The following is a 16265-nucleotide window of genomic DNA, read 5'->3' on the forward strand; positions in this document are numbered from 1 at the left end:
TTAAATTTAAAATTCTTGTGGCGGATTATATTTTCTAAAATGACCATTCATTTGGATAACCTCTTTCGAACGTTGAATATCCCTCAATTTTGGCAAAATAACTTTTAGATGATCCAAAATGAACCGTTGTCTTTGTCTCTCCTCTGTCAACTGAATTAATTCGTACTCAGCCTCAGTAGATAGACCAATTTGATGAGCAATATCAAAAACCTGAAAATCCATTGATAATTTACGATTATCAACTTCAACTAAATCATACATTTCCTGAACTGCCTCAAAAATTTCTTCTTTTAATATTAGATCAGCATTGTTTTTATTAGGGATTTCCTCAATAGCTCCGATTGCATACTTCTTATTCTGATATGGGTTTTCCATATCTAAAACTTTCACTATTCTTTTGCCTCTAGTTTTGATGTCATAGCTTCCGTCTTCATACTCTTTAGATATTTCTCTTATTTCCATTTCTGTTCCATATTCTACCATATTTTTGACATATGATGGAATAGCAAAAGTGCTGTTTTGACTTATACAGTCAGCAATTAGTTCTTTGTAGCGAGGTTCAAATACATGAAGATTAAGGTTTTGATAGGGAAATGCCACTAAATTTAGAGGGAAAAGTGGTAAAGTGCGTTTCATCAGATTTAATGTTGTTACAAGTACTTAAATGGAGTGTTTAATTTTTAGGTTTCATTAGTAAACAAAATAAATTTAATTTATTAGAAAAAGATAAAATATTATTTGAATAGGTAAAATGTATTAACATTTTTTTAAATGTTCTACACTTTAAAAATCCTTATCATTATCTTAATAACAGAATTTACAAACCTTTTCCTATCAATTTCGATATGCCAATATGATTTGGTTGAAAGACATAATAAAGGAGCTAAAAAAAGTTGAAGAAACTATTCTTAATTCTTTTCAAAATTTAAGTGAAGAGGAACTTTTATGGAAGTCAGGGCCTTCAGAATGGTCCATAGCGGATTGTTTAAAACATATTATTATTGCTAATACTCAATATAACGAGGATATAAAGAAACGTCTAGAAAAAGCAGAGGTCAAAACTATCGAATATCCAATTCGCTTTTCCCTAACAGGGAAACTTTTTTTATTAGCTGTTGATCCAAAATATAAATGGAAAGTACCGGCTCCAAAAATTTTCAAGCCAATAAATGAAAACAGAGTATCGAATGGGAAACAAACAGTACAAGAATTTTTGAATCTTCAGGAGGAACTTATAAAAACAGCTCAAAAAGCATGTTCTTACAATCATTCAAATGTTAATACATATAGTCCGATAAGTAAATTATTGAGGTTTAATGTAGGTGAACAACTTTATATCATGATGCGTCATACAAAACGACATATTAATCAGGCATCAAACGTAAAAGACAAATTAAAAATAAATGCAGCATAATGGATGTTAACATTAGAAATTCGGATAGAGCACCCTTACCAGTAGGATTTTATCCTCATGCTCGTAAAGTGGGAGATTTACTATTTCTTTCTGGCGTTGGTCCAAGGAAAAAAAATAGTTCAACAATTCCTGGAGTTGAGCTAAACAAGTCAGGAGAAATTATTCATTATGATATCGAGGAGCAATGTAAGTCAGTTTTTGAAAATGTTAGAATGATATTAGAAGATTGTGGCAGTAGTTGGGAGAAACTGGTAGATGTCCAAGTATTTCTAACAAATATGAAGGATGATTTTTCGACTTTCAATAAAGTTTATGCCCAATATTTTAAAGATATACAACCTTGCAGAACAACTGTTGAAGTTAACGCACTACCAACTCCAATAGCTATTGAATTAAAATGTGTGGCTGAAGTGTAAAATTTTACGTTTCATTTGGTAGCTCTATTTTTTCATAAAAATTATGGATAAGTAAAATCAAAACACCAAATGATATTGCAGAAACTACTAAAACGTCATTTAAAATTCCTGATGTTCCAAAAGAGAGTTTTATTAATATGGTGGAAATAACAAAGCCTGAATTCCTAATTATAGATCTGAAACTAGAAGTGTGAGTATAGGAAATAAGTAATAAAAGCACATCACTTAAAATTAGAATTGTAAAGAATTCATCGAAAAATATATTGTTCGTATCCTTAATTCCGTCCAGATTATGTGATGCACTGAAAAAGACTTGATAAAAGTAATCTCCAAAGCTATAAATTGCTAAACAGAAAAGTACCGGAATTAGAATTACTGCGAATCTCTTTTTTGTTTCAATGAACTTTTGCGTTTGTTCTTCGGTGTGAATTTTGCCTTTTTTAGCCGCAATTCGTTTTCCATTTAGATAGTAAAATAAAAATATCAGAGCAAAAATTATCAGGGTAGCTGCTATATCATAAGTGAATTGTAAATCATCTTTACTGCTGAACCAACTTTTCTCTAAATCTAATTGCGCTAGATCTTTAAATAATCTTCGTATTAAAACAAGTAGAATAATTTCATACTGCTTTCCGATATAAATAGTAATGGATTTTGGTAAAAAGTAGACCAGGAGGTATACTTCATAAACAAGGATAAAGGAGAATGGTGTGTAAATAGCTGCAATTGGATTATCTAGAAGGCTACTAGTTGAAGCCACCTCAATCACTCCGATTTTATTTATTATAATTAACGATAAATGAATGAAAAACCCTACTATAGCAATAACAATTATGATTTTTTCGCTTCTTTCTTTCATTTTTTCAGAAAGCAGTCTTTGGTATGGATTTTCCCAGAAATTTGATTTTTGATTTTTCATCTGCGGTAATTTTAGACTTTAACTTTCTATAAATCAAATCGTTTAGTTTTATTTTTAGTAAAAGCCTAGTGAACAGAGATTGAGGAATGTAAATCCGGAATTCGTGAAAAAGGCTGGAATTACTAAACTTTTAAAGGCTAAGTCAGTTAGATTAAGTGTATCTACATTTAAAATTGACTAATGAAAAACATATTCATCCTAATCTTATCAATCTTTTTAATTCATACTGCATACAGCCAAAGCCCTACGGTAAAAGGAAAAGTAATTGATCCAGAATCGGAGAAAGTTATTCCATTTGCGCAAATAGCTTTTTATAAAAGTGATTCTAAAATGCCGGTTACTGGTGGTTCTTCTGATGTAAATGGTAGTTTCAAAGTAGCAATAAGTCCTGGAGATTATAAAATGATAGTTTCTTTTGTGGGATACAAGGATAATGAACAGAATATAACCGTTACTAAATCAGGATTAAATGTGGGTGAGATCCCACTATCAGTTGAAGAAGAAATAATGGATGAAGTAGTTGTTACTGGAAATGAAATTAAAAGACCTATGGTTTCTACTATGGAAGGAATGACCATAAAACCAGATCAAACAATCGCGAATGTTGGAGGTACTTTATTAGATATTTTAAGAAATACCCCTTCAGTAAGTGTAGGCGATGATGGAGGTGTTTCTTTGAGGGGCAGTGGAAGTACGAATGTGTTAATTGATGGTCGTAATTCTGCATTAGCATCAGATTTGGAGCAAATACCAGCTAGTGCGATTGAGGAGGTAGAAATCATTAATAATCCAAATGCAAAATACGATGCTTCCTCTGACGGAGGTATAATTAATATTATATTAAAGCGTGGTGAAGATTTAGGAACTACGGGTAGAGCTGAACTTACCATGGGTAGTAGAATGCGTACTAATGCTAATATCAATCTTTCAAGAAGAACCACAAAATTTGCTGCTTATGGTGGATACAGTTATCGTAAGTGGCCTAGAGTTGGAAGTAGAGAAACTGAAAGAAGAACTACATTCAATGGAGAGAAAGAATTATTTCGACAAGAACAATCAAGTCGGAATGAGGATTTTGAACATACTATTAATTACGGAGGGGATTATTTCTGGGGGCAAAATAAGCTTAGTATTGAGGGAGTTTTTAATACAGAGGATGAGAACGATTTTCAATCTAGTAGCGCTTTTATTCAAAATTTAAATACAGAAGAAATTTTAACTTCTTATGTTAGAAACACTACTGAAACAGAAAAAAACTATACTTACGATAATGCCTTAATCTATGAAAGAGATTTTAATGACAAAGAAAAGTTTTTTAGGGCTTCTGCTAGTGTATCAATTAGAGATCAAGTAGAGGGTCAGAATATAGATGTTTTCAATAATACTTTGCAGTCCGAAGGACAAAATCCAAACCGGATTGAAGGAAGTAATACAGATGAATTTCGAAATACCTCTGTTATCCAAGCAGATTATGCAACACCAATTTTCACTGGTTTATTAGAAGCTGGATATAAATCCATCTTTAGAAAATTTGATAATGACTATATATATGGATTAGTTGATCCTACCACAGATGAAATCAATCCTTATGATAGTATAAGTAATCGTTTCATTTATCAGGATCAAATTCATGCACTTTATGCGATTTATTCAGATAGTCTTCCAAGTTTAACCTATGCTGTAGGTTTAAGAGCTGAACAAACAATTTTAGAAAATGAACTATCTAATGTAGAAACTTCTTTAGTTGCACCTGAAGACCTTTCCAATAGTCAAGATTATCTTAATTTCTTTCCAAGCGTACAACTAGCATATTTTTTAAATGATAATAATACTTTAAAAACAACTTACTCAAGAAGAATTGACAGACCTAGTGGATGGAGATTAAATCCATTTCCTGATTTTTCAGATTCACTTAATGTAAGAGTCGGAGAACCTAATCTTCAGCCCGAGTTCATTAATTCCTTTGAGGTGGGTCATATGTACCAAAAAGGAGGAATAACTTTAACAACTAACGCTTTTTATAGGAGAATAAACGGACAAGTTGATTGGATTGTGAGAGTTGAAGATGGAATTTCTTATAGAGGACCGCAAAATTTAAATTCAGCCAGTATGTATGGTATTGAATTTTTAAATACTTCTCAAATTAATAAATGGTGGAATTTAAATGCTAGTTATACCATCTTTGAATCTCGAATAGATGGAACTAACCTTGATGAAAGTTTTGTAAACAGAGGACTATCATGGTATGCTAAAGTTACCACTGGTATCAACTTACCATTAGATATAAATCTTCAATTCACAGGAAATTATTATGCACCAGAAATTGAAGCTCAGGGGAGAGATTTAGCTCGTTATTATGTTGATGGTAGTTTGCAGCGATACTTTTTTGATAAGCATTTGAGTTTAAGTGCAAGCTTTAGAGATTTATTTGACTCAAGAAATTTCAGAGGACAAAATTTCGGACCAAATTTTGAGCAAACATTCGTTCGAAAGAGAGAAACGCAAATAATGCTTTTTACTGCCTCGTATAATTTTAAAGCAGATTAAAAAAAATCCCGTCAAATTATTTTGACGGGATTTTTTTAGCTTAAAAATTAAATATTATGCTTTATCCCAAACGTTTCCAAGATATTTTTCAAAAGGAACATGTTTTAAATCAAATGCACTAGCAACTGCATCATAAACAACATCACCTTTAATTATATTTAATCCTAGAGCTAATTCTCTATTTTCTTGACAAGCTTTTACCCATCCTTTATTGGCTAATTGAATAGCATAAGGAAGTGTAGCGTTTGTTAATGCTAAAGTTGAAGTATAAGGAACCGCTCCTGGCATGTTGGCCACGCAGTAATGAACAACATCGTCAATAATATATGTTGGATCCTCGTGTGTGGTCGGTTTACAAGTTTCAATACATCCACCTTGATCAACTGCAACGTCTACAAGCACAGTGCCTGGTCTCATTTCTTTTAACATGTCACGAGTAACCAAATGAGGCGCTTTACCACCAGGGATTAATACAGCACCCACTATTAAATCAACTCTATGGAGCATTTCACGAATATTATATTCGCTTGACATAAAGGTATTAACATTTGCAGGCATTACATCATCCAAATAACGCAAACGTTGCAAATTTACATCCATGATAGTAACATCAGCACCCATACCAGCTGCTATTTTAGCTGCATTAGTCCCTACAACTCCGCCTCCAAGAATTAGCACTTTAGCTGGTCTAACGCCTGGTACGCCACCCAATAAAATTCCTCTTCCTTTTAATGGTTTTTCCAAGTATTTTGCACCTTCCTGAATAGCCATTCTTCCTGCTACTTCAGACATAGGCACCAAAAGAGGTAAACTTTTGTCCGCTCTTTCAACTGTTTCATAAGCCAAACAAATAGACTTATTTTTGATCATTGCTTTTGTCAAATCACCATAAGCGGCAAAATGGAAATAGGTAAATACTAATTGATCTTCTTTAATCAATTCATATTCCTCCTCAATTGGCTCTTTTACCTTCATAATCATCTCTGCTTTCGCATAGGTGCTTTGAATGTCAGGTAAAATCTGAGCACCTGATGCTACATAATCTTCATCCAAAAAACCACTACCTTCTCCAGCAGTAGCCTGTACATAAACTTCATGGCCTCTTTTAACCAATTCTTGCGTACCGGCCGGTGTCAAAGCCACACGGTTTTCGTTATTTTTGATTTCTTTTGGTACCCCAATGATCATAACAAAATATTTTTAATGTTTCCTAATTGGGGCAAATATAAAGCAAACAAAAGACTTTACAGTCTTTGCTTATACTTTTTTAGACCACTTTATTTATTAATTTCAAAATCAAATTAATATTTTATTTTGAATACTTATAGTTAGTGTTTGTTTGGTGAAATATTATTTTGACAGAATGATAAAAGTCAAAAATAATGTCTGACATATAGATTCCAAACACTTGTTAGGTCAAACAGAGAAATTATGATTTGAAAGCCTAATCATTTTGGTTATTTTTGTTGAGTTTACATTTAAAGTGAGCTAATAATTTTCAATAAAACACCGAGCTGATGACAACTACCAAAAGCAATAAAAATAAAAAATTCAATCTTTCTAAAGAGGAGATTTTAAATGATTTCCGTTTAGGATGGGAGAGTAGACACGCCAGTTTGATGGGGCGTAAAGAAGTCTTTATGGGCAAGGCCAAGTTTGGAATATTTGGTGATGGAAAAGAGTTGGCTCAACTGGCTATGGCCAAATCTTTTAAGAATGGTGACTTTCGTTCTGGATATTATCGTGACCAAACTTTTATGTTCGCGATTGGAGAATTAAGTATACAGGAGTATTTCGCTCAGCTTTATGCGCATACCGATGTTAATGCTGATCCTGCCTCTGCTGGAAGATTAATGAACGGACACTTTGCTACGAGAATGTTAGATGAAGCAGGTAAGTATACAAAGTTGACTGATAGAAAAAACAGTTCTGCTGATATTTCACCGACTGCTGCGCAAATGCCTCGATTAGTTGGTTTGGCTTTTGCATCTAAATTATTCAGACAAAACAAGGAATTAAATAAAAAAGAATTCGAGCAATATTCAATTAATGGAAATGAAGTTGCATTTGGAACCATAGGAAATGCTTCCACTTCAGAAGGTATGTTCTATGAATCGATAAATGCAGCTGGAGTTTTGCAAATTCCAATGTTAATTTCTGTTTGGGATGATCATTATGGAATTAGTGTACCACAGGAATTTCACACCACAAAAAGTAGCATTTCAGAAGCATTAGCTGGTTTTCAACGAACGAAAGATAAAAAAGGCTATGAAATTTTAACTGTAAAAGGTTGGGAATATGAAGCCTTAGTTGAAACCTATCAAAAGGCCTCAGAGATTTCTCGCAAAGAACATGTGCCTTCTTTAGTACATGTTTATGAAATGACACAGCCACAAGGGCATTCTACTTCTGGTTCTCACGAGCGATACAAATCAAAAGAAAGATTAAAGTGGGAAGAAGAATATGACTGTTTAAATCAATTCAGAAAATATATTCTTGATCACAAAATAGCAACTTCTGAGGAATTAGATGGAATAGAAGAGGAAGCAAGAAAAGTAACTAAAGAAGCTAAAGATGCTGCATGGAAAGCTTTCATTGGTGAAATAAAAGACCAGCAAAAAGAAGCTTTGGGTTTATTAAATAATTTGGCTGAAGAGTCAGGAAATAATGCGATTTCTGAAATTGCGGAAGAATTAAAATCAGCCATGAATCCTTTAAGGTTGGATAATATCAAGGCAATTAAAAAATCACTTAGACTATTAATCAAGCATGAAGGAGAAGCAAAGCAGAAGGCAATTAATTGGCTATATGCAGTGATTGAAGAAGGACATGATCGTTACAGCTCTCATTTATACAGCCAGTCTGAGGATTCAGCTTTAAAGGTGGAAGTGATTGAAGCTACATACTCTGACGATCCTAAAAAAGTAGATGGAAGGGAAGTTTTGCAGGCTTGTTTTGATGCCGCTTTAGCTCGGGACCAAAGAGTTTTTGCCTTTGGAGAGGATGTTGGGAAGATTGGCGATGTAAATCAAGCTTTTGCAGGATTGCAAGATAAGCATGGCGAATTAAGAGTTATGGATACAGGAATTCGAGAGTGTACCATACTAGGACAAGGAATTGGTGCTGCACTAAGAGGTTTAAGACCGATAGCAGAAATTCAATATTTAGATTATTTATTATATGCTATTCAGATTATGTCTGATGACTTGGCTTGTCTTCAATACAGAACTAAAGGAGGGCAAAAAGCGCCTTTAATTATCCGTACAAGAGGTCACAGACTAGAAGGCGTATGGCATTCCGGTTCGCCTATGGGCATGATTCTAAATTCCATTCGAGGTATTTATGTACTAGTCCCAAGAAATATGACACAAGCAGCTGGTTTTTACAATACGATGCTAAAATCAGATGATCCCGCTTTAATTATTGAGTGTTTGAATGGTTATAGATTAAAAGAATCCTTACCAGAGAACATTGGTGAGTTTACGGTTCCTTTAGGACAGCCAGAAATTATAAGAGAAGGAAGCGATGTTACTATTGTGACATATGGTTCAATGTGCAGAGTGGTAATGGATGCTGCAGATCAACTTGCTGAACAGGGAATTTCTTGTGAGGTAATAGATGTACAGACTTTATTGCCTTTCGATATTAATCACAGCATAGTAGAATCGATAAAGAAAACAAATCGCGTTGTTTTCGCTGACGAAGATGTTCCAGGTGGAGCGACAGGATTTATGATGCAAAAGGTCTTGGAAGAACAAAAAGCATATCGATTCTTAGATGCCCAACCTATTACCATTACTTCAAAAGAACATAGACCTGCTTATGCTTCAGATGGTGATTATTTTAGTAAACCACAAGTTGAAGATGTTTTTGAAAGAGTTTATGAAATGATGAATGAATTCAATCCAGAGCAGTTTGCTACCCTGTATTAAAATCAATTGAATTAAATAACTTTTCCAAAGTTACTAACTTTGGAAAAGTTATTTTAAAATACCCCTTCTGCGATTCTATAAATAGGGTCAGATTTTCCCATGGAATAATAATGCAAGCAAGGTGCACCAAATTTTATGAGGTCTTTGGATTGTTGAATGCACCATTCTATTCCTACTTCCTTAGCTGCCTCATTGTCTTTGCATTTTTCCAGTTCATCAACCAGGTCATCCGGTAAATCAAGATAGAAAGTTCTTGGTAATGCACTCATTTGTTTCAATGAAGTAATAGGTTTCAAACCAGGAATTATAGGGACATTAATTCCTTCTGCTCTGCAAAGCTTTACGAAGTCAAAATACTTTTGATTGTCAAAGAACATTTGAGTCACTACGTAATCTGCACCTTTTTCTACCTTTTGCTTTAAGATTCTTAAATCAGATTTCATACTTGGAGCCTCGAAATGCTTTTCAGGGTAACCAGCAACACCTATACAAAAATTTGAAGGAGTTGCAGAATGTAGTTCCTCATCGACATATTTTCCATTATTCATATTCACCACTTGTTCCATTAGTTCAATGGCATAAGCATGTCCATTTGGGTCTGGGATAAATTTAGCCTCTGATTTAATGGGGTCCCCTCTTAAAACCAGTACGGAGTCAATACCTAAAAAATCTAAATCAATTAATGCATTTTCGGTTTCTTCTTTGCTAAATCCACCACAAATAATGTGAGGGACAGTATCAATATCAAATCTGTTTTTGATAGCAGCGCAAATCCCTACTGTCCCAGGTCTTTTTCGAGTAGTTCGCTTTTCCAAAAGACCATTACCTTTATCTCTATAAATGTATTCCTCTCGATGATAGGTGACATCTATAAAAGGTGGTTTAAACTCCATTAATGGTTCAATATTTTCAAATAATTGTTTAATATTCTGCCCTTTCAAAGGCGGTAAAATCTCAAATGAGAAAACTGTGTTTTTTGAGTTTGCTATATGTTCTGTTACTTTCATTTTGTAAGTTTTCAGGTTATCAAGTTGACATGTTGTCAAGTTGCTATGCACTTCTATTTTTTTTAATTCGATTTAGACCTTAAATATTTAATAAGTGCTAAAAGTTGATAATGAAGCTTCTCGTTTTGTTGAATAAGATTATCAAGTTTGGATTCTGGGATATATTTTAAGTCAGACCCTAAATAGAGCATGCTTTTTACTTCCAAATTTGATGCTGTTGCTATGTCAAGAAATCTTCGAAAATCTTTATTACTGTACCTACCAAAACCTTCAGATATATTATTCATAATAGAAATAGATGCTCTTCTAATTTGGTCTTTGAAAGCAAAGTCTGTTTTAAGTTCTTCAGTTGTAGTTATTTGAAAAACCACTTTTGTAAACTCTCTGGCATCTTTCCAAACTTCTAAATCTTCAAATCTTTTAATTGTTGCCATTTATAACTATTTTATAATTGAAATCAATCAATACATTTTTCAATAGATTTTATCATTATATTAACCCGTAACTTGCCAACATGCAAACCTGTCAACTCGCCAACCTAATTTAATAATTTAAATTAGGTCTAAGCCATCGTTCAATTTCTTCAAAGGGTTGATTTTTGCGTTTGGCTATGTCTTTTACCTGGTCTTTTCCGATTTTTCCCAGTCCGAAATAGCGACTTTCTGGATGCCCGAAATAGAAACCGCTAACAGATGCTGTAGGCAACATGGCTAAGTTTTCAGTTAAGGTGATGCCCGTTTTCTTTTCAACATCTAAGAGATTAAATAAAGTGATTTTCTCTGTATGGTCAGGACAACCAGGGTAACCTGGTGCTGGTCTAATGCCTTTATATTGCTCCTTTATTAAATCTTCATTGTCTAAAGTTTCATTTTTTGCATATCCCCAGAACTCTGTTCTGACTTTTTTATGTAATAATTCTGCGAAAGCTTCTGCTAATCTATCAGCCAATGCTTTTGCCATAATGCTGTTGTAGTCATCATGGTCAGCTTCATATTTTGCTGTTAGTTTATCGAGACCTATTCCTGTAGTCACCGCAAAACATCCCATGAAATCCGTGTAATTAGCTTCATCAGGGGCTAAGAAATCTGAAAAGGCATAATTAGGATTTTTATCGCCTTTCTTGTTCTGCTGACGAAGCGTATGAAATTCAGTTAATTTCTGAGTTTTACTTGCATCGGAGAATACTTCTATGCTGTCATGATTTTTAGTGTGTGCTGGATAAAGTCCGAATATCGCATTTGCGGTCAGTAATTTATTATCAATTATTTCCTGCAACATTTGTTGTGCATCAGCAAATAGTTTACGTGCTTCAACGCCTTTTTCAGCATCATCCAATATTTTAGGATATCGACCTTTCATTTCCCAAGTCTGGAAGAATGGAGTCCAGTCAATGTATTCTGCGATTTCCTTTAGGTCATAATCTTTTAAAACCTGAGCGCCAATTTTCTTAGGGGCATAAGGTTTATAGCGGTCCCAATCAATTTGGAATTTGTTTGTACGAGCTTCTTTTATGCTTACATAATTTTTGCTTTCACCTCTTTTACTATGTCCGGCTTTTGCCTCAGCATATTCATTCTCTATTTCTTTGTAAAAGTCCTCTTTATCTTTTCCTAACAGCTTTCCGGCAACAGTTACAGAGCGTGAGGCATCATTTACATGAATAACTGGTCCGCTGTAATTTGGCTTTATTTTTACTGCCGTATGAATACGGGAAGTAGTAGCTCCACCAATCATAACTGGTGTTTTCAAACCTCTCTTTTCCATTTCCTCTACCACATATATCATCTCATCCAAAGAAGGCGTAATCAAACCACTCAGGCCAATGATGTCTACTTGGTGCTTTTCAGCTTCTTCCAGTATTTTCTGCAAAGGAACCATTACACCCAAGTCGATTATTTCGTAATTGTTGCAGGCTAAAACAACGCTCACGATATTCTTTCCAATATCATGAACATCACCTTTTACGGTGGCCATTAGGATTTTACCATTGCCACTCTTGGCCTCCAGCCCCCCAGCCCCCAAAGGGGGAGCTTGGGTCAGTGCTTTTAGGATTTTTTCGAGCACATCATCTAATTGAGAGATAACTTCTGAGTTTGTAAATCGGATTACTTTGAAGCCTTGTTCTTCTAGCCATTTTGTTCTTTCTTCATCACTTGCTTTGTTTTCTGGTAATTGATGAATTAGTCCATCTACCTCAATTATTAAATTTTCTTTTAAGCAAATGAAATCTGCGATATAGCCACCAATGATATGCTGTCTTCTGAATTTATATCCTTCAAGTTGTTTTCTTTTTAATGCATCCCATAGGATTTCTTCTGCTTGAGTAGGATGGTCATGCCTCATTTGTTTTGCAAAATCCTTCATCAAACCATAAAGTATCGGATCTGCAGTTTGCCAGTACTGAGCTTGTTCCCCCTTTGGGGGGTAGGGGGCTTTTTTCTCCTCTTCAATATAAGGTAGGAGGTAAGCCACAGCCTTCTTCATCACCCGTGCACTTTTAACTACTTGTGGCAAAAACATTTTACCAGCACCAAATAAATCACCCACCACATTCATGCCATCCATTAACGGGCCTTCAATGACGTCTAATGGTCTGGTGGCTTTCTTTCTAGCTTCTTCAGTATCTAAATCAATAAACTCAGTAATACCTTTGATTAGAGCATGTTCCAATCTTTTATTTACTTCAAGGTTTCGCCATTCTTGTGCAGCTTTTTCAGCCTTTTCTCCTGGCTTTAAATTTTCAGCATAAGTCATTAATCGCTCTGTGGCATCTGACCTGCGATTGAACAGTAAATCTTCTACATATTCAAGTAATTCCTTATCGATTTCATCATAAACTTCGAGCATTCCAGGGTTTACTATACCCATGTCCAGCCCAGCCTTGATAGCATGAAAAAGAAAAGCAGAATGCATGGCTTCCCGAACCACATTATTTCCCCTGAAAGAGAATGAAATATTACTTACACCACCGCTAGTTTTGGCATATGGTAAATTCTCTTTTATCCATTTTACAGCATTTATGTAATCAACAGCATAATTATCATGCTCTTCCATTCCCGTGCCGATGGTGAGGATATTTGGGTCAAAAATGATATCCTCTGGAGGGAAATTGGCTTTATCAATTAGTAAATCATAGCATCTCTTACAGACTTCAATTTTCCTCTCAAAAGTATCAGCTTGACCCTTTTCATCGAAGGCCATCACTACCACGGCTGCGCCATAACTTTTTATTTTCTTGGCAGATTCAATAAAATTCTCTTCTCCTTCCTTTAAGCTGATAGAATTAACAATGCCTTTTCCCTGTAAGCATTTTAATCCGGCTTCAATCACCTCCCATTTGGAAGAATCTATCATAAATGGAAGTCTGGCAATATCAGGTTCGGAAGCAATAAGGTTTATAAACTGAGGCAGAACCGTGATGGCATCTAACATACCATCATCCATATTAATATCGATGATTTGTGCGCCTCCTTCTACTTGTTCCTGTGCGATAGCAACGGCTTCCTCAAATTTTTCTTCGCGAATTAGACGAGCAAATTGCTTGGAACCTGCAACGTTAGTGCGCTCACCAATATTTACAAAATTGAGTTCGGGAGTGAGAGATAGAGGCTCCAAACCACTCAATTTCATTATCTTTTTGTTTGGCTTGATTTGATGTGGTTTAGATTTTTTCGCATACTCTGCAATGGCTTTAATATGCTCTGGTTGAGTACCACAACAACCTCCAATTATATTCACCAATCCTTCATCGAAATAGCTTTTGATAATGCTGCTCATTTCCGAAGGACTCTCATCATATTCCCCAAATTCATTGGGTAATCCCGCATTAGGATGACAAGAAATCGCCACATCGGAAATTCTAGCTAATTGTTGCAGATAAGTTTTTAGCTGGTCAGCACCCAATGCACAATTAAATCCTACGCTTAGTAAAGGGAAATGACGGATACTGTTCCAAAATGCCCCAACTGTTTGGCCTGAAAGTGTTCTACCGCTGGCATCAGTAATGGTGCCAGAAACCATTACCGGAATATCAATTCCTTTTTCTTCTTTCAATTCCTGAATGGCCATTAAAGCTGCTTTGCAGTTGAGCGTGTCGAAAACAGTTTCCACTAGAAAAATATCTACGCCACCTACAGCTAAAGCCTCTGCTTGTTCTTTATAAGCAATTTTCAATTCATCAAAAGAAGTAGCTCTGTATCCAGGTCTGTTTACATCCGGTGAAAGAGAAGCTGTTCTATTAGTTGGGCCTATTGAACCTGCAACAAATCGAGGCTTATCAGTAAATTCTTCAGTTACTTCTCTGGCAATTCTAGCAGACTGCTCATTTAGTTCCCAAACCAAATCTTGCATATCATAATCTGCCATGGCGATAGTAGTACCACTGAAAGTATTGGTTTCAATAATATCTGCTCCGGCATCTAAGTAAGCTCTGTGAATATCCTTAATGATTTGAGGTTGAGTTAAGGATAGTAGGTCGTTATTCCCTTTTAAATCTGAAGGATAATCAGCAAAACGTTCTCCACGGTAATCTGCTTCCGAGAGTTTGTAGTTTTGAATCATGGTGCCCATGGCGCCATCGAGTACTAAAATTTTGTCTTGAAGAATTGATTTTGAAAATCGGCTCATTCTGAATATTTAATTATTTGAATCCAGAAAGTGCCATGAGAGAGGCTTCTTCTTATCTTTTCCTGACGAAGCAAGCTTGTCAAGATGGGAGTTAGCACCGTTTCCTTTTGCAAATGCATTGGAAGGGTTGCTAAGACTTCAAAGGGCCCAGTCCCTCAGTCTTTCTGGATAAGTTTTTCAAATTAAAGCATAAAAACTCGAATGATAAAAAGAAAGTTCAGAATTTTATTTTTTGGGTTGTATGAGGAGGTTTAGATTGCTTGAATTATGATTTTGTACAGGAATCCAATCAGGATAGCAAACCCAAAACTGAGCAATGTTTCAATCAGAATATATTCCGTAAGTTTTCGGTCTTTGGCACGTGATAAATCACCAAATCGAAATACTGACTTTGCAGCGATTAAAAAACCTATGGCCTGCCATTCTTGCATTATTACAAATGAAAAAAACGAACAATCGTTCTAAAATCCCTATGTATTTCCCTGCTTTCGATAAGGAGTCTTTATCTGAATCTTCTGGTAATTCCCACTTTGACATGATGACTTTTATGAAGACTTCCACACCATAAGTGAGGAAAAGAACAGATAGTGCTAGAAACCATATGGAATCGGAAGGTTGAAAATTAAAGGTAAATTCTTGGGGATAATAATACCAGCTTACACCTAATATAACTAATACATGAGCTAACTGGTCAAATGCAAATAAGTAACGAGAGTTAAGTCTTTTTTCAAGGTAGATTTTGATGATGTCAATTAAATAGTGGCTAATTGGAATGATGAGGAAGGCCAACCAAAACTCAAAATTGAATCGCAATAAAATCAAAACTAAGCAAGCATGAATAGCAATATGGAAATAAAGGTATTTTGATTTTACCTTTTTTCGTTGTTTGTCAGTAATCCAATGGTCGGGTTGAAATACAAAATCACCCAATAGATGAGCGATTAAAGCCTTTAGTACAAATGAAATCATTACAGTTGGGTTTGCTTCTTATAATATTCAAATATTCTTTGTAGGCTGTCTTATCCACTTCTATCAAGGGATGTACTAATGGTGCTTTGAGTTTTATCTAATAATTTGGCTAGTTGGTTTTGACTTTTCTTTGGGTTCTCAATTATTGCTTTTATAACTTCAGCCTGACTTTCAGTCCATTTGTCTGCAATAAAAAGTATTAATTCGAGCATTATATTTAAAGGCTCGTCCCAGTCAACATCATTTGATTTAATAGCTAAGTTACTCTTTTTAAGGGACTCAAAGCATAAACCTGAATTTTGATAGGCAGTACCGTTCGATTCTGATATTTTTTCGGACACATAATCCTCCTTACCTATTCCAATCCCCATTCTTACATCTTTGTTTTTGATTTGTTTGATGGCGGCTTTAATATGGAAAGCTGCTAGAATAGCT

Annotated in this window: 12 protein-coding genes and 1 riboswitch; of the genes, 4 read left to right on the forward strand and 8 right to left on the reverse strand. The window is 34.9% G+C overall.

Annotated features, from left to right (window positions below; genetic code table 11):
* Nucleotides 1-6 precede the first annotated feature (6 nt).
* The gene (locus tag VFM92_RS15395; protein WP_325123120.1) at nt 7-636 is read right to left on the reverse strand and encodes an LON peptidase substrate-binding domain-containing protein; all 630 of its coding nucleotides are present in this window, start codon (nt 634-636) and stop codon (nt 7-9) included.
* Nucleotides 637-862: 226 nt separating this feature from the next.
* On the opposite strand from VFM92_RS15395, the gene VFM92_RS15400 reads away from it, so the two are divergent.
* Nucleotides 863-1414, forward strand: a complete 552-nt coding sequence (locus tag VFM92_RS15400) for a DinB family protein (protein ID WP_325123121.1) — start codon at nt 863-865, stop codon at nt 1412-1414.
* Nucleotides 1414-1830 (forward strand): RidA family protein, encoded by a 417-nt coding sequence (locus VFM92_RS15405; RefSeq protein WP_325123122.1) that lies wholly within the window; start codon nt 1414-1416, stop codon nt 1828-1830. The genes VFM92_RS15400 and VFM92_RS15405 overlap by 1 nt, the downstream gene beginning before the upstream one ends.
* Nucleotides 1831-1834: 4 nt before the next feature.
* Here the strand turns inward: VFM92_RS15405 and VFM92_RS15410 are convergent, their stop codons facing one another.
* Complete coding sequence (locus tag VFM92_RS15410) at nt 1835-2749, reverse strand: hypothetical protein (protein WP_325123123.1); 915 nt, start codon at nt 2747-2749, stop codon at nt 1835-1837.
* 180 nt (nt 2750-2929) lie between these two features.
* Between VFM92_RS15410 and VFM92_RS15415 the strand changes: the two genes are divergently transcribed.
* On the forward strand, nt 2930-5296 hold the full coding sequence (locus VFM92_RS15415; RefSeq protein ID WP_325123124.1) for a TonB-dependent receptor domain-containing protein: 2367 nt from the start codon (nt 2930-2932) through the stop codon (nt 5294-5296).
* Nucleotides 5297-5350: 54 nt separating this feature from the next.
* On the opposite strand, the gene ald is transcribed toward VFM92_RS15415, so the two are convergent.
* Nucleotides 5351-6484, reverse strand: a complete 1134-nt coding sequence (ald, locus tag VFM92_RS15420; RefSeq protein WP_325123125.1) for an alanine dehydrogenase — start codon at nt 6482-6484, stop codon at nt 5351-5353.
* Nucleotides 6485-6813: 329 nt separating this feature from the next.
* On the opposite strand from ald, the gene VFM92_RS15425 reads away from it, so the two are divergent.
* Complete coding sequence (locus VFM92_RS15425) at nt 6814-9228, forward strand: alpha-ketoacid dehydrogenase subunit alpha/beta (RefSeq protein WP_325123126.1); 2415 nt, start codon at nt 6814-6816, stop codon at nt 9226-9228.
* A 53-nt stretch (nt 9229-9281) separates the two neighbouring features.
* Here VFM92_RS15425 and metF read toward each other — a convergent pair whose 3' ends face one another.
* The 5 genes from metF to VFM92_RS15450 form a co-directional block, all read right to left on the reverse strand.
* On the reverse strand, nt 9282-10235 hold the full coding sequence (gene metF / locus VFM92_RS15430) for a methylenetetrahydrofolate reductase [NAD(P)H] (protein WP_325123127.1): 954 nt from the start codon (nt 10233-10235) through the stop codon (nt 9282-9284).
* A 62-nt stretch (nt 10236-10297) separates the two neighbouring features.
* Nucleotides 10298-10669: a four helix bundle protein gene (locus VFM92_RS15435; protein WP_325123128.1), complete on the reverse strand. Its 372-nt coding sequence runs from the start codon at nt 10667-10669 to the stop codon at nt 10298-10300.
* 109 nt (nt 10670-10778) lie between these two features.
* A complete protein-coding gene (gene metH, locus VFM92_RS15440; RefSeq protein WP_325123129.1) occupies nt 10779-14861 on the reverse strand; it encodes a methionine synthase in 4083 nt (1360 codons plus the stop codon).
* A gap of 49 nt (nt 14862-14910) precedes the next feature.
* Nucleotides 14911-15036: riboswitch (SAM riboswitch) on the reverse strand.
* Nucleotides 15037-15230: 194 nt separating this feature from the next.
* Nucleotides 15231-15830: a DUF3307 domain-containing protein gene (locus VFM92_RS15445; protein WP_325123130.1), complete on the reverse strand. Its 600-nt coding sequence runs from the start codon at nt 15828-15830 to the stop codon at nt 15231-15233.
* Nucleotides 15831-15880: 50 nt separating this feature from the next.
* Entirely contained in the window at nt 15881-16261 is a 381-nt protein-coding gene (locus tag VFM92_RS15450) for a SatD family protein (RefSeq protein ID WP_325123169.1), read from the reverse strand.
* Nucleotides 16262-16265 lie beyond the last annotated feature (4 nt).

It is taken from the genome of Marivirga sp., assembly GCF_035704835.1.
Taxonomy (GTDB): domain Bacteria; phylum Bacteroidota; class Bacteroidia; order Cytophagales; family Cyclobacteriaceae; genus Marivirga.